Raw genomic sequence first — 15,481 nt, 5'->3', positions numbered from 1 at the left:
CTAGCACTTGCGGGTCACCGCTGCGGGGCTCCGGGGCGATCACTTACCTGACAGAGCGGGCGGTGTCTGGCGACGGTCCGTTACCCATCGGGCACTTGGGCAACATAGAAGCGTCGTTCGTCTGATCGAGGCCCAATGAATTGCTAATAAGTCCAACGCATTCCGCTTCCCCACCTGCGGCTGGGTCCGTAGTGACGCCAACTCTCATCCGTGAAAGGTTGTACCGCATGGCGCGAATGCGCATCGCAGATTGGAATGTAGAGGACGCCGAGACATGGTATGGCGGCAACCACGCCATCGCGTCGCGCAACCTGCTGTGGCAAATCGTGAATGTGCATATCAGCTTTTCGGTTTGGTACCTCTGGTCGGTGATGGTGCTGTTCATGCCGGAGTCCATCTACGGTTTCTCGACCGGTGACAAACTATTGGTGGACGCGACGGCGTCACTGGTTGGCGCACTTGCGCGCATCCCTTATTCGATGGCCGCCAACTGGTTCGGCGGCCGCACCTGGACGACTTTCTCAACGCTGGTGCTTCTCATACCCACCGCGGGTACCATCATCTTGCTGGCTAATCCCGGCCTGCCGCTGTGGCCATACCTAGTGTGCGCTGCCTTCACGGGTCTGGGCGGCGGCAACTACTCAGCGTCGCTCGCCAAGGTGGACGGGTTGTTTCCGCAGCGGCTCAAGGGTTTTGCGTTGGGGCTCACCGGTGGCATGGCTAACCTGGGGTCTGCGGCGATCCAGGCCGTCGGGCTCATAGCGCTCGCCACCGCGGGCCATGCGGCGCCCTATTGGGTGTGTGCGATCTATCTGGTGCTGCTGGCCTTCGGCGGGGCTGGCGCCGCGCTGTTCATGGACGACATCGTCGCGCATCGGAATGGATTGTCCCTAACCAACGTGCGTGCAGTTCTCTCGGTGCCTGACACCTGGGCACTGTCCTTCCTCTATCTATGTGCGTCGGGGTCGTTCCTGGGTTTTGCCTTCGCGTTCGGCCAGGTCCTGCAGCACAACTTCATCGCCGGTGGACAAACTCATGCGCAGGCGTCGTTGCACGCCGCCGAAATCGCCTTTATCGGTCCCCTGCTGGGATCGTTGGCGCGCATGATCAGCGGCAAGGTGAGCGATCGCTTCGGTGGCGGTCGCGTGGCTTTGAGTGTCTTCCTGGGCGCGATAGTGGCCGGCGGATTGCTTGTCGCGGTGAGCACACATGACGATCACGTCCGCGGCCGCGGTGATGCTGTGACAGCACTAACGATGACGGGCTACATCGTGGGCTTCATGGCGCTCTTCATCTTCTGCGGCGCCGGGAAAGGCCCGGTGTACAAGCTGATTCCGGCAGTTTTTGAAGTGCGCAGCCGCGATCTTGACCTAAGCGACCCCGAACGTGGCAATTGGGCGCGGGTCAGGTCGGGAGCGTTGATCGGCGTTGCGGGTGCGTTCGGGGGACTGGGTGGTGTGGGGATCAATCTGGCGCTGCGGCAGTCGTATTCGAGCGCCGGCACTGCGACACCAGCGTTATGGATCTTCTTGATGTGCTACGTGGCGGCGGCGTTGCTGACCTGGACGCGATATGTGCGGCCGCGGAGAACGCCGGTGTCAATCAACATACCGACGCCATCCATTGCAGGGGAGTCGGTCAAGACGTGACTGACCCGGCGAGGGGGTCATCTGGAGTTTCTGAGTAATGGCACGAGTCGTGGAGTAATCGGAGGGCGAAGAAGATGGCAGACGGAAAGACTCAACTGGTTGGCGAGTCTTCAGGCATCCCAGATCTGGCTGAGGTGACAGCTATCGCCGTCGAAGCAGGAAAGCTGATTCTGACCTATCGCCACAATTTTCGCAGCGCAGAAAAGGGCGATCACGACAACGACACGTCACCGGTCACTGATGCCGACTTGGCAGCAAACCAATATATAGCCAAGCATCTGAAGCTTTTAGATGCCGGGATACCAATAGTTTCGGAAGAGTCGGAACTTCCCGACTATGAGGTCCGAAAGCAGTGGCATCGATTCTGGCTGGTTGATCCCCTGGACGGGACTAAAGAGTTCGTACGCGGCAGCGGTGAGTTCACTGTCAACATAGCCCTCATCGAGAATGGAGAGCCGGTTGCCGGGGTGGTCTATGTCCCGGAGAAAGACCTCCTCTACTATGCAGAAAAGGGACGTGGAAGCTGGAAACAGGTGGGGGAACACCCACCCGTCAGAATATTTTCTTCGCTGCCGGATCTCGCTAGAGGTATCACGGTCGTCGAGAGTAAATCGCATCCGTCCCCGGAGCTGAACTTCTACTTGAAGGATTTTCTTGTCAAAGATCGTCTCGCGGCGGGGAGTTCGCTGAAATTCTGTCTTGTTGCGGAGGGCCTTGCTGATATTTACCCACGGTTGAATCCCACGATGGAGTGGGACGTGGCGGCAGGCGATTGTATCTACCGAAACTCGCTCAGGAAGGCTCAGCGTAAATCATCGATAACCTACAACAAGCCTGAGTTGAAGAATGAGGGATTTGTGTTGGGCTTCATGTAGCCGCACGGTTCCAGCACCTACGGCTACGCCTTTTCCTGTGCTCTGGCGAAACCGCTCATAATCCGGAGCATAACTAAATAATAACCAGCAATTAGGTAGATGAAGTACAGCTCACTGTAAGGTAAGGTGCCGATAATTAAAATCACAATGAGTAAAAGTCTATGCAGGCGGCTACCAGCGTCGGATGCCATGGGGACCGACCCGCTCGGCAACAGCTCCGGCTTAGGTGTTTCGTTTCCGCTGCCGCGGAACCTTTCATCCCGCCAACTCCAAAATCAAATGAGTGCGGCGCAGCTTTGGGGCCGCGGCACGATTAGAAATATCAATGCAAACTCCTGGGCGCATAAGTCCGAATGCGGTCGGTATTGAGGATGGAACATGACTTCTAATGTTGCTTGGCACGACCACAGAGTTTCGCGGGACGAGAGAGAAAGCTTAAATGGCCACCCGGGTCGTGTTATCTGGCTGACCGGGCTCAGCGCCAGCGGTAAGAGTACGGTCGCTAATCTCGTTGACCAAAAACTCTATGAGCGGGGGGTGCACAGCTTCCTATTGGATGGTGACAACGTTCGGTGCGAACTCAATGCCAGTCCTGATCTTCTTGAAGAACGCCACGGTGAGGACTTCGCTAAGCGCTTCGGCCTCGGATTCGGGGCCGAAGACCGTAAGGAAAACATTCGACGGATTGGAGCGGTATCCAAGCTATTTTGCGAAGCAGGCATCGTGACATTGACGGCTTTCATCAGTCCGTACCGACGCGATCGTGATGCGGTTCGCGCTACTTTTGCCGTTGGCGATTTCATCGAGATATTTATTGACACTCCGATCGAGGTGTGTGAGCAGCGTGATCCTAAAGGTCTCTACAAGAAAGTGCACGCGAGAGCCATCAAGGGATTCACCGGTATTGACGCTCCTTACGAGGCCCCGCTGAAGCCGGAGTTGCATCTGGATGGGGCAAACAAGAGTGCTGATTCGTTAGCGGACGAAGTGATCTCTTACCTAGAGAAAATAGGTATCACCCGGACAATCGGCCATCGTCAAACCGAAAAGAAAGCTGTCGTCATCTAGGGGATTCGTTAACTCACATGTTTGAAGTTTGCAAATAAGTTCAACGCTAAACGCGAAGTGTCGAAATTTCGAATAGAAAGGTGGTTTGTATGACAAAACAACTGATTGCTCCGACAAGAGTTCTGCGGGACTACCTGTCCGACTCTTCGGTATGGGCGGATTTCCTGGCGCAGGGCGGCTTCGTCGAGGGGGACATCGTGGTTGCCGACCCGTTCAAGGCCGGCACGACCTGGACCCAGCGCATCGTCCAGCAGATATTGCACAACGGGGTCGAGAATGAAGGTGGACTCTCAGACACTTCACCTTGGCTCGATTCCAGCTGGGGCAACCATGCCGGCATGCTGAACGTGCTCAAGCAACAGCGCGAAGCTGGTAACCGACGAGTGATGAAGTCCCATCTGCCTGCCGATGCCCTGCCTATCGGCCCGGAGGCGCGCTATGTGTTCGTCGGCAGGAACGGCAAAGACTTGGGGATCAGCTTCCACAACTACCTCTACAACTTTTCTGAATCGACGATGTCGGCGATCAACCGGATCCACGCCGAGTGGTCGGGAGACTCGACTCCGCTCGTGATTCCCGAGGACATGCAGGCATTCTTCGATTTGTGGCTCGACACGGGCGGTTACGGTTGCTGCGACCTGCTCGACATCATGCAGTCGTGGTGGAAGCTCCGAGACGAGCCCAACGTATTGCTGCTGCACTATCAGCAGTTGAAGGATGACTTGGCAGGTCAAATCGTCCGCCTCGCAGAATTCTTCGGCATTGATCCCGCGTCGCTACGTATGGATGACATCGTCAAACACAGTTCGTTCGAGTACATGAGTGGCCGCGCCGAGAAGATGGCGCCGTTCAACGGCGAGCACATGTCCAGTGCCAAAGCCTTCTTCCACAAAGGGCCCAAGCGCGATTACCGCAGCGAACTGACGCCGGCGCAGGCCGAGCGCTTCGATCGCGTGGCCCTGGAAAAACTGGGTGCGGAATGTGCCCAGTGGCTGGAGACGGGTCAAGTTCCGGTCACGAGCTAACTGCCGCTGCACCGTTGCGAAGTGAGGTGGGCTTCGCAACGGTGCAACAGCCGAAATACGCCGCAAATTAGTCGATTTGGAGATTGTCTGCACAACCGTTAGTCCGAATCTGGTAGAGCGACTGTGGACTGGGCTCATTGATACGGCGGGAGGCGGGGAGGAGGTATAGATGACAATCGATTTCGGGATGCTTCCGCCGGAGATCACCTCCGGTCGCATTTACGCGGTCCCGGGAACGAGGCCGATGCTGGCCTTGGCGGGAGGTTGGGAGGACTTGGCCGCAGAGCTGGATCCAGTTGCTTCTTTCTATTCGTCGGCGGTGTCGGCGTTGACGTTTGGATGGCGCGGTCCGACGTCGGCAGCGATGGCTGCGCCCGTCGTACCGTATGCGGGTTGGTTCAGCGCTACCACAGGCCAGGCCGAACAGACTGCCAGCCAACCGAGAGCCGCCGCTGCTGCTGCCTGAAGTCACGGAGCGGTTCATCGCGGAGTCGCCACAATGAAATTTCCAGTTCCCCGCATCGAAATTTGAGGATCGATGACTCGTGCAGCTCTCACGCCCCGCGATCGTATGGCAATGGAAGCCGCCGCGGTGCTGTACGTCGTCGCAATCGCGGCGGTGGCACAGCACAGCGGTTGGCATTATCTACTTTTCCCTGCACTTGCCGCGCTTTCAGCTGACGTCTTGACGCGACCGTGGGGGAAATGGGCCAGTCAACCCGGACGGGTGATTATCACGCCCACCATTGGTGCTGGTATCGGCACAATGTTCGCACGACAATTCGGTTATGGGGTTGTCGCGGTATGTGTCGTCACTGCACTATGTTTGATTCTGCTGTTCGCGCTCAAATCGAATATTGCGCCCACGATCGCCGCCGGGATGCTTCCGCTCGTTTTGGATATCACCAGCGGGCGTTATCCGATATTGGTCATGGTAGGGCTGTCCGCGTTGATCATCGTGTTTTTGCCGTGGCGCTGGTGTTATCGCAATAGGTACTGCGCCGTGCTCGAAGATGCCACTGACGGGATCGATGACGTGCTTGAAACACCGCCGGTCGGATACCGGTGGGTTGTACCATTCGCGCTGTTCGTTGTGCTCATGGCCTTGTGTGCGACAGCATTTGGCCTTCGCCTCCTGCTTATTCCACCACTTGTCGTCATCGCATACGAGATGTTTTCCAATCCCACATCATGTCCGTGGGCCCGCAAGCCAGTCGCATTTCCGATTGCATGCTTTCTGACCTCCTCCGTAGGTTGCCTGGCTGTGAGCCTTCTGGGAATCGGTGGTCTTGCGGCCGGATGTAGCATGACGGCCGGCATAATGATTCTTCGCCTTCTGCAAATTCACATGCCTCCGGCGCTGGCAATCGGGATCCTGCCCTTGATCATCAATTCCCCCGGCTTGAAATACCCTGTCGCCGTGACCGTCGGGACAGTGGCTCTAACGCTCAGCTTTCTGATTTACCGACGATGGTGTCGGCACCGGCCGCTGGCCGAAACGATGTCCTGATAACACGAGGAGTGCCTGGTGTCGAACAGTGAATTAACCGCAGTAATTATGACCCTGTTGCTACTTGTGGGTTTGGCCCAACTTCTAGGGTATCTTTTCATGAAGCTTCGCCAACCTAAAGTGGTTGGTGAAATTTTGGCCGGTATCGTATTGGGTCCCGCGCTGCTCGGCCGGCTGCCCGTTATCGCGCACACCTTCGACAGCGCCAGGCATGCCAATCACATCCTGACGTTCGTGTATTGGCTTGGCCTGTTGCTGCTGATGTTTGTTTCCGGCGCCGAGACGCAGCAGTTGTTCGGCCGGGGCGAACGACGCTCGGTGAGTTGGCTTGTCGTCGTCGGGACAGGAATCCCGTTCATGCTCGGCTTGATCTTCGGCCCACATTTGATTAGCCCGAGTTTGGCTGGTCCGCATGGCAATCGCGTCTCGCTCATCATCATTCTCGCGGTCGGTATCGCCGTCACCTCGGTGCCGGTGGTTTCGAAGATCTTCGCTGACCTGGAAATTCTGGACACCCGGTTCGCGCGGCTCGTTCTCGGTGTCGCTGTGCTCGAGGATATCGTCCTGTGGCTGGCGCTGGCTGTTGCGACGTCAGTCGCAGCGCACGCGTCTTTGAATGCGGAGCAACTCACGGTGCACCTGATAGTGACCCTGGCGTATTTCCTGTTGGGCCTCACGCTCGTCCCGCGGATCGTCAAACGCATCAATGTGGCTCGTTGGAATACTTTCGCGCAACATTCACCCACCGGCTATGCGATCGGGGTCCTGCTCGCGTATTGCGCGGTTGCCGGAGCACTCGACGTCAACCTCGTCTTCGCCGCATTTCTTGCCGGCTTCGCAGTTGTGGACAAGCAGCACAACGTTTTCGCCGACGCGCTCGACGCAATCAGTAAAGTATCGTTCGCCTTTTTTGTGCCGATCTACTTCGCGGTCGTCGGGTTGAAATTGGATCTCATCCGGGGCCTCTCGGTGCCCATGATCGTCATCTTTATCCTTGCGACGTGCGCGGTCAAAGTACTGGCGGTATCACTCGCAGGACGCTTTGCGGGATTTCGGGGACTCGATTTGGTCAACCTTGGTATCACCACGAACGCCCGTGGCGGTCCGGGAATTGTTCTGGCCAGCGTTGCATTCGACGCCGGCATCATCAGCTCAAAGTTCTACACCACGCTCGTGGTCGCGGCGGTCCTCACTTCGCAGTTTGCCGGCGCGTGGCTCGACTATGTCTTGCGTAAGGGTTGGCCATTGCTGAAATCCGACGTAGTCGAGGATGCCGCGGACATTCCGAGCGAGGGTGCGACGGCGGCCTGATTCGCGGGTGCCGGAAAAAGGCCGCGGTCGCGGCGACTGATGGAGGCGCGAGGTGGCAGTGACGGGCGACAACGTACTGATCGTGCACTGGCACGAACTGGGGCGTCCGACAGCCGCGCTGCCGGCCGGCTCGTAGCAGTCCCGCGGGCAGGGGCGAGTGGCTCCGCCTGCGAATACCAGTGGGCCATGCACGTCACCATCTGCGCTTACCCGATGTGCAGCTCGGAACAGCGCACTGCCGTGGGCAGGTGGTGCGTGGCCACCACAACCGTTCGCTCGCTGCTGATCAGCCCGGACGCCGGGGCCAGCAGATCGGTCAAAATCCGTTCGGCGTCAACCGCATCGAGATGTTCGGTGGGCTCGTCGAGCAGCACAATGCGGGCCGGCGACAGCATCGCCCGGGCCAGCAGCAGCCTGCGTCGCTGACCCGCCGAGACCGCTTGCGCGCCGCCGGTCAGCACCGTCGACAGTCCCTCGGGAAGACTTGCGAGCCAGTCACCGAGGCCGACCGCGTCCAGCGCTGCTCGCAGTTCGTCGTCGTCGCAGTCGCCGCGGGCGACCAGGAGGTTGTCTCGAACCGTGGTGGCAAAGATATGCGCGTCCTCGGCGAAAAAGCAGACCGCGCTGGGCAATTCATGCTCGTCGAACCGGCTCACCTCAGTTCCGTTCAACATCGCGTGGCCGTGCAGTGGCGCCACCAGCCCAGCCAGTGTCATCAGCAGCGTCGTTTTCCCGGCGCCACTGGCGCCGGTGACGGCCAACCGTGCGCCCGGCTCGAGGTCGACGGTCACCCGGTGCGACAACGCCTGCGTGTGGCCGGATCGCACGTCGGCCGACAACCTCGCGGTGCCGGCCGGTATCGGCGCGGGGGATTCGGATTCGGCCTTGCGGACCGACGGCGCCAGATCGAGCAGACGGCGCGCGGCGATCCGTGAACGCGTCAACTGAATGGCGGCCCCGGGTAGGGGAGTCATCGCCTCGAATGCGGACAGCGGCAACAACATCAAGACCGCCAAGGTGGTCGGGGCCACCGCGGGTGCGAGCCCGATGCCGGCGACGACCGCGCCGAGCACGCTGGCTCCGACCGCGGCGGTCGGCATGGCCTCGGCCAGGGCGGCCGGCCTGGCGGCCGCGTCCAGCGCATCACTCCAGCGGAGCTGGCGACGATGTGATTCTGCGATGACGCCGGGCAGGACGCCGGCGACACGAAGCTCGGGCGCGTGCTCGAGGGCGATCATTGCCGCGGTGTCGCGCTCCGAATGATATTGACGGGCAACCTCTTCCTGCGTGGCCGCCGCCCTGCCCGCCAGCAGGGGAGCCAGCACGCCGGCGATCAGCAGGCAAATCGCCAGCACCGCCCCGGCCGCCGGCGAGATCACCGCGACCGCGACCGTTGCGGCCACCGCTAACACGGATGCGACACCGATCGGGATCAGGGCGCGCACCAGGACGTCGGCGAGTTCGTCGACATCTGCGCCGACGCGCGCCACCAGCTCACCGCTGTGCAGCCGGACGGCCACCGCGGCGGGTCCGTGCGCCAGCCGGTGATAGATCTGGGACCGCGCGGAGCCGGCCGCGCGCAGCGCGGTGTCGTGGGTGACCAGTCGCTCACAGTAGTGCAGCACGCCGCGCGAGATCGCCAACAGGCGCACCGCGACGACCGCGACCGACAAGTCGAGGATGGGCGGCATCTGCCAGGCCCGCGTGATGAGCCAGGCTGACACCCCGGCCAAGGCCAGCGCGCTGCCCAGCGACAGCACTCCCAACGCGATGGCGGCCAGGATGCGGGGCAGCCGCGGCCGCAACAGACTTGACGCCGCAACGAGCGGATCAGACTCGCGCACAACGCACCTCGCCGTCCGAAACCACCTCGACCACGTGGTCACCGATTGCCACGACGGGTTGCCGGTGGCCGACGACCACGACGGTCGACCCCGCGCGTGACCGCTCCACAATGGCCCGCAGCACCCGCTGCTCGGTGGTGGCATCCAAGTGGGCGGTGGGCTCGTCGAGCAGCAGCACCGGAGCCGGTGAGCCGAGCGCGCGGGCCAAGCCCAGCCGCTGGCGCTGTCCCAGCGACAGCCCCGCGCCGTCGCGCCCCAGCACGGTCTCCAGCCCGTCCGGCAGCTCAGCCAGAACCGAATCGAATCCTGCTGCCGCGCAGGCATGTTCGGGGTCCTTCAGCTCGCCGAACAGGGCCAGGTTGTCGCGGACCGTGCCGGGGACCAGCACCGGGCGCTGCGGCAGCCAGGACAGTTGTCGCCACCACGCGCTGCGCTCCAACTCCGCGACGTCGACCCCGTCGACCAGGACCCGACCGGATGAGGGCATCGTGAGTCCCGCGATGGTTTGCAGCGTGGTGCTCTTGCCGGCGCCGTTGTGCCCGGTCAGCACCGTCACGCGGCCCGGCGGGATCACCGCCGTCAGCTCGCAGGGCGAATTGCCGTCTCGGCCGGCGACACTGAGCTGCTCGAGCCGGATCTCCGTCCCGCTCGCGACCACCGTTCGGTCGCGCTGTGCGGCCACGGGGTAATCGCCGATCAGCGCGAACGCCTCGTCGGCGGCGGTCCGGCCGTCTTGAGCGGCATGGAATTCCACGCCGATGCGGCGCAGCGGCCAGTACACGTCGGGTGCCAGCAGCAGCACGGTCAATCCGGTGCTCAGCGTCATCTCGCCGACCACCAGGCGCAGACCAATAGCGACCGCGATCAGCGCGACGCCCAAGGTGGCCAGCAATTCGAGGACCAACGCCGACAGGAATGCGATGCGCAGCGTCGCCATCGCCGAGCGGCGATGAGCCGCAGCGAGTTCGGCGATGCGATGCTCGGGCCCCGAAGCGCGGCCCAACGCCCGCAGCGTGGGGATGCCCGCGATCAGGTCCAGCAGCCGGCCCTGCAGCGTGGTCATGGCGGCCAGCGCGGCCGCGGATCGCTCCGCTGTCGCGAGCCCGATCAGCACCATGAAAATCGGTATCAGCGGCAGCGTGATCACCACGATCGCCGTCGACTTCAGGTCATAGAGCGCGATCACGGCCACGGTCGCCGGAGTCAGGATCGCGGCAAGCAGCAAGGTGGGCACGTAACCGGTGAAATACGGACGTAAGCCGTCCAGGCCGCGGGTTACCACAACCGCGGCCGCATCTCGCTGCGCGTCGAGTTCGTTGGGTTGCCGGGCGGTGACCGCCGTCAGCACCTGATCGTTGAGATCGGCGATCACCGCGCTGGCGCCGCGCTGGCCCAGGCGCGCCTGCCACCAATGCGTCACCGTGCGAACGACCCACAGCGCCAACAGGATCGACAGCGGTCCCAGCCAGCCCCGCAGGCCATGAGCCGAGGGATCGGTGATGATTTTCGCGACGATGCCGGCCAGCACGATCGCCGATCCGATCGCACAGCCGGAGATCACCACTCCGCAGCTCACCGTGGCGACCAGGTAGCGACGCAACGCGCTCGATGCCCGCCACAGTCGCGGGTCCAGGGGGGCCCGGGAGGTGCGTGTGCTCAGGACGGACGCCTTGCCAGCCCGATCGACGGAGGTATCCGGTCAGTCGAAATCCGTTGCCGGAAAACCCAATACGTCCAAGCCTGGTACGCGACCGTCAGTGGGGCGAAGAATGCGGTCACCCACGTCATGATCCTCAGTGTGTAAGACGTCGACGACGCGTTGTAGATCGTCAGGCTCCACTGCTTGTTCAGCGTGGAGGGCACCAAATTGGGATACAGCACGCCGAACAACAGAATCACCACCGCCGTCACAACCAGTGCGGTGCTGGCGAACGCCCAGCCGTCGGACGCCCGGCGCCACACCAGCGCCACCGCGGCAAGCTGTGCGACGACCGCCACCGCCAGCACCAGCCAGGTCCAGTCCTTGCCGTACGCCAGCTGCGTCCAGAGCCCAAAGGCGCCAACGAGTCCCGTGACCGGTAGTGACAGTTGTTTGGCGAATCGGTGCGCGTCGTCGCGGATCGCGCCCGCCGTCTTCAACGCGACGAACACCGCGCCGTAGAACAAGAACAGCCCGGCGGTGGCCACCCCGCCCAGCAGTGTGTAGGCGTTGAGCACGTCGCCGATGGAAAGCTGGACGTGGCCGTTAGCGTCCACCGGCAGGCCGCGCACCAGGATCGCGAACGCGACACCCCAGAGCACCGCGGGCAGCCAGGACCCCGCCGCAATCCCGAAATCGGCCAGGGTACGCCATTTTGTGTCGTCGATCTTGCCGCGCCACTCGATCGCCACGGCTCGCACGATCATGCCGAACAGGATCGCCAGCAGCGGCAGGTAGAGGGTGGAGAACACCGTCGCGTACCACCCGGGAAACGCGGCGAACATCCCGGCGCCGGCGGTGATCAGCCAGACCTCGTTGCCGTCCCACACCGGGCCGATCGTGTTCAGTGCCGTGCGCCGGTGGACTTCCGGATCGCCGCTGCTTACCCGAGCGAACGGCTCCATCAGCATTCCCACGCCGAAGTCGAAACCCTCCAGGATGAAGAAACCCAGGAACAGTACGGCGATGATGCCGAACCACAACTCTTGCAGCGCCATTGGTCAACTCCTTCCCGGGTTAGTAGGCGAACGACAGCGGGGCCACTTCGTCATCGCCGGGTGCTTTCGGCGGTGCGGGTTCCGCATCGTGTTCCATCGGCCCCTCGGCGACGTAGCGCTTCAGCAGCCAGAACCAGATGACCGCGAGCACCGCGTAGACAAGGGTGAATGTCACCAACGAGGTGACGACCATGCCGGACGCGTGATCCGATACGCCTTGGCCGACCGTCAGCCGGACCTGCTGATCGCCGGTCGGATTCGGCACCACAATCCATGGCTGGCGGCCCATTTCGGTGAACACCCATCCGGCGCTGTTGGCCAGGAACGGGGTGGGGATGGTCAGTAGCGCGAACCAGGAGTACCACGATTGGGTGGGAGTGCGGCCGCCACGGGTCAGCCATAAGGTGGCCAGCGCGAACAACACCGGGATCGCCATCAACCCGATCATCATGCGGAACGACCAGTAGGTGACGAAGAGGTTGGGCCGGTAGTCATTTGGCCCGAACTTGCGCTGAGAGTCCTGCTGGATGTTGCGCACGCCCTGCAGGGTCACGCCGGTGAATTTGCTCTCCGCCAGGAATGGCAAGACGTAGGGCACCTGGATCACGCGGGTGATGCTGTCGCAGTTGTTGTGCGAGCCCACCGTCAGGATCGAGAAGTCCGGATCGGTTTCGGTGTTGCACAACGATTCCGCCGATGCCATTTTCATCGGCTGCTGCTGGAACATCAACTTGCCCTGCTGGTCACCGGTGAAGAACAGCCCGACGGTGGCCAACAGTGCCACCCAGCACCCGAGGATCGCCGCGGGTCGAAACACGGTGCCGAGATCGACATTGCCTGTCTTTTGTGCGCGAATCAGCCACCAGGCGCTCACCGCGGCGATGAAGGTGCCGGCGGTCAGCAGCGAGCCGTTGACCGCGTGTGAAAAGGCCGCGCGGGCAGTGTTATTGCTGAGGAACGCCCCGATGCTGTCCAGCTCGGCGCGCTTGGTCGCCGGGTTGTAGTGCGCCCCAACCGGATGCTGCATGAACGAATTCGCCGAGATGATGAAGAACGCGGACACGTTGACGGAGATCGCGACGATCCAGATGCAGGCCAGGTGCACCAGTCGCGGCAACCTGCTCCAGCCGAAGATCCACAAGCCCAGGAAGGTGGATTCGAAGAAAAAGGCGGCCAGGCCTTCCATCGCGAGTGGGGCGCCGAAGATGTCGCCGACGAACCGCGAGTATTCGCTCCAGTTCATGCCGAACTGAAACTCCTGCACGATCCCGGTCGCCACCCCGATCGCGAAGTTGATCAAGAGCAGCTTGCCGAAGAACTTGGTCAGGCGGTACCAGGCGGTGTTACCGGTGGCCACCCAGACGGTCTGCATGACGGCCACCAACGGGGCCAGACCGATCGTGAGCGGCACAAAGATGAAGTGGTAGACGGTGGTGATACCGAACTGCCACCGCGAAATGTCGACGACATTCATCCGTCATCTCCCGTGACTGCAGCGTTCTACGACACAGTGTAGTAGTTAGGCGCTTCCGGCGCCATTCCCGAGTTCTTTAGAGGCCTTGCGGATTCCGAACGACGCGATCACTTCGAAGACGCCGATGACGGCCAGCCAAATGCCGACGACGATCGCCAGCGTGATGATCGACGCGAACGGAGAGGCCAGTACGACAACGCCGGCGATCAGTGTGATCACGCCGACGAAAATCGACCAGCCGCGTCCCGGCAACGTCGGATCGCTGATCGCGGAAACCGTTGTGGCAACTCCGCGGAAGACGAATCCGATGCCAATCCAGATGGCCAGCAACAGGACCGCGTATCCCTGGCCGAAGTGGCGAAATGCCAGCACGGCCAGGATCAACGATGCGGCGCCGCTGACGAACAGCAGGATGCGACTGCCCGCCGAAACATGCAGGCTGAAAGCGAATACGACTTGCGCGACACCGGTAATCAGCAGATAGAAACCGAAAGCGATCGCCGCGGCCAGGACGGAGATTCCCGGCCACGCCAGTACCAGGGCACCGAGGATCAGCGTCAGGACGCCCGATATCAGCGTGGATTTCCACAGATGCGGCAACATGCTTGGAACAGAGCTGGGCTGCATAGCCTCACTGTGGCACAACCGCGCAGCCGAAAATAGGGGCTTTAGACCGTGGCGCCGTGCGTCGTTCGCGGTTCCTCGGCCGTCATTTCACCGGGTTCGGCCGCGGCCGGCTTGCGGTCGATCAGGTACCAGGTGTGCATCACGCCTTTACCTTTGACCTCGATGCGGCCACGCTCGCGCAACACGAACTCGTCCTTCAGGCGCTCGTACACGTCCTCGGGCACTTGAATCTGACCCACCGAGTCCGTCGCTTCCATCCGGGCCGCGACATTGACCGCGTCGCCCCACACGTCGTAGAAGAAGCGTCGCGATCCCACGACACCCGCGACCACGGTGCCCGTCGCGAAGCCCACTCGTAGCGGCACCGAAAGACCTTGTGCATCTTTGATTTTCGCGGCGGCCGCGACCATGTCGAGGGCAAAGTCGGCCAGTGCTTGCACGTGGTCGGGCCGGGGCCGCGGGACTCCGCTGACGACCATGTAGGAGTCCCCGCTGACTTTGATTTTCTCCAGCCCGTGCTTGTCCACCAATTCGTCGAAAGCGCTGTAGACGCGGTCGAGGAACTTGACGAGGTCGCATGGCGCGGTTGAGCTGGCGCGCTCGGTGAAACCGACCATGTCGGCGAACAGCACCGACGCCTCTTCGTATCGGTCGGCGATCACATTGCGCTCGGGTTCTTTGAGCCGGTCCGCGACGCTGGTCGGCAACATGTTGGCCAACAAGGCTTCCGATCGCTCGTACTCCGACTCCATGACGGCTTCGGCGCGCTTGGTGTCGCGCAGCGCGAACCACACCGTCACCACCGCCATTGTGCAGGCCGAGATCGTCGTGATGACAAAGCTCGTCCGCTCGGCCCAGGGCTCTTCGAGCCCGGTCGAGCGGGGGACCAGGAACTGCAGGGTGATCACCAGCCCGGCGCCGATGCCTGCCAGCAGCGCGGCCAGGCCGATTCGTTCGATGCCGAGCTGCAACACCACCAGGCTCGCGTTGGCGATGTAGTAGTACTGGACGCCGGAGCCCGTGCCGACCTCCCAGCAGATGGCGAAGATGACCAGATACGCCGAGACGATGTAGGTCAGCGGCGCAACCAATTCCCCGAAGCGGTGCAGCCACGGGACGGTGAGAAAGATCATCGCGGCGACCAGGGTGATCACCTGGGTTTGCTGTGCAAAGGATCCGGCCCAGATGCCCAGGATCCCGAAGAGCAGGCTGACGACCACCGCCATCATCGCGTTGATGTTGAGCACCCGGGCGCGACGGTCGTGGCTATCCGCGTAGTGCTCCTTGCGGGCGCGATTCTCGGCCCGCACCGCCGCTTTGCAGTCCGGTCGCGCCGAGCCATCTGAGGAGTTTGGCGGGGCCCCGCATTTCCTAGGCACCACGTTAAGAGCGTAACCGTTT

Annotated in this window: 13 protein-coding genes; 7 read left to right on the top strand and 6 right to left on the bottom strand. The window is 62.0% G+C overall.

Annotated features, from left to right (window positions below):
* The first annotated feature begins 227 nt into the window (after nucleotides 1-227).
* The 7 genes from ACAG21_RS21585 (at nucleotide 228) to ACAG21_RS21555 (ending at nucleotide 7,438) form a co-directional block, all read left to right on the top strand.
* Nucleotides 228-1,649 (top strand): MFS transporter, encoded by a 1,422-nt coding sequence (locus ACAG21_RS21585; RefSeq protein ID WP_370498308.1) that lies wholly within the window; start codon nucleotides 228-230, stop codon nucleotides 1,647-1,649.
* Between the two features lie 74 nt (nucleotides 1,650-1,723).
* Nucleotides 1,724-2,524 (top strand): 3'(2'),5'-bisphosphate nucleotidase CysQ, encoded by an 801-nt coding sequence (gene cysQ, locus ACAG21_RS21580; protein WP_370498307.1) that lies wholly within the window; start codon nucleotides 1,724-1,726, stop codon nucleotides 2,522-2,524.
* A 378-nt stretch (nucleotides 2,525-2,902) separates the two neighbouring features.
* Nucleotides 2,903-3,592, top strand: coding sequence for an adenylyl-sulfate kinase (gene cysC / locus ACAG21_RS21575; RefSeq protein ID WP_370498306.1), 690 nt, complete (start codon nucleotides 2,903-2,905; stop codon nucleotides 3,590-3,592).
* Nucleotides 3,593-3,681: 89 nt separating this feature from the next.
* Entirely contained in the window at nucleotides 3,682-4,617 is a 936-nt protein-coding gene (locus ACAG21_RS21570) for a sulfotransferase domain-containing protein (protein ID WP_370498304.1), read from the top strand.
* A 169-nt stretch (nucleotides 4,618-4,786) separates the two neighbouring features.
* Entirely contained in the window at nucleotides 4,787-5,083 is a 297-nt protein-coding gene (locus ACAG21_RS21565; RefSeq protein WP_370498302.1) for a PPE family protein, read from the top strand.
* Nucleotides 5,084-5,194: 111 nt separating this feature from the next.
* On the top strand, nucleotides 5,195-6,127 hold the full coding sequence (locus ACAG21_RS21560) for a hypothetical protein (RefSeq protein ID WP_370498301.1): 933 nt from the start codon (nucleotides 5,195-5,197) through the stop codon (nucleotides 6,125-6,127).
* A 48-nt stretch (nucleotides 6,128-6,175) separates the two neighbouring features.
* Nucleotides 6,176-7,438, top strand: a complete 1,263-nt coding sequence (locus ACAG21_RS21555; RefSeq protein ID WP_370498397.1) for a cation:proton antiporter — start codon at nucleotides 6,176-6,178, stop codon at nucleotides 7,436-7,438.
* Between the two features lie 206 nt (nucleotides 7,439-7,644).
* On the opposite strand, the gene cydC is transcribed toward ACAG21_RS21555, so the two are convergent.
* The 6 genes from cydC to ACAG21_RS21525 form a co-directional block, all read right to left on the bottom strand.
* Nucleotides 7,645-9,324: a thiol reductant ABC exporter subunit CydC gene (cydC, locus tag ACAG21_RS21550; protein WP_370498299.1), complete on the bottom strand. Its 1,680-nt coding sequence runs from the start codon at nucleotides 9,322-9,324 to the stop codon at nucleotides 7,645-7,647.
* Complete coding sequence (gene cydD, locus ACAG21_RS21545; RefSeq protein ID WP_370498396.1) at nucleotides 9,269-10,858, bottom strand: thiol reductant ABC exporter subunit CydD; 1,590 nt, start codon at nucleotides 10,856-10,858, stop codon at nucleotides 9,269-9,271. Before cydD ends, cydC begins: the two co-directional genes overlap by 56 nt.
* Nucleotides 10,859-10,938: 80 nt before the next feature.
* Nucleotides 10,939-11,979, bottom strand: coding sequence for a cytochrome d ubiquinol oxidase subunit II (cydB, locus tag ACAG21_RS21540; RefSeq protein WP_370498298.1), 1,041 nt, complete (start codon nucleotides 11,977-11,979; stop codon nucleotides 10,939-10,941).
* A 19-nt stretch (nucleotides 11,980-11,998) separates the two neighbouring features.
* Complete coding sequence (locus ACAG21_RS21535) at nucleotides 11,999-13,453, bottom strand: cytochrome ubiquinol oxidase subunit I (RefSeq protein ID WP_370498297.1); 1,455 nt, start codon at nucleotides 13,451-13,453, stop codon at nucleotides 11,999-12,001.
* A 45-nt stretch (nucleotides 13,454-13,498) separates the two neighbouring features.
* Nucleotides 13,499-14,098, bottom strand: coding sequence for an HdeD family acid-resistance protein (locus tag ACAG21_RS21530; RefSeq protein WP_370498296.1), 600 nt, complete (start codon nucleotides 14,096-14,098; stop codon nucleotides 13,499-13,501).
* 23 nt (nucleotides 14,099-14,121) lie between these two features.
* Nucleotides 14,122-15,462: an adenylate/guanylate cyclase domain-containing protein gene (locus ACAG21_RS21525; protein WP_370498295.1), complete on the bottom strand. Its 1,341-nt coding sequence runs from the start codon at nucleotides 15,460-15,462 to the stop codon at nucleotides 14,122-14,124.
* Between the last annotated feature and the right edge of the window lie 19 nt (nucleotides 15,463-15,481).

The organism is Mycobacterium sp. pR1184 (genome assembly GCF_041287235.1).
Taxonomy (GTDB): domain Bacteria; phylum Actinomycetota; class Actinomycetes; order Mycobacteriales; family Mycobacteriaceae; genus Mycobacterium.
The sequence above is the reverse complement of the archived record's forward strand: the minus strand, read 5'-3'. Positions and strand labels throughout refer to the sequence as shown.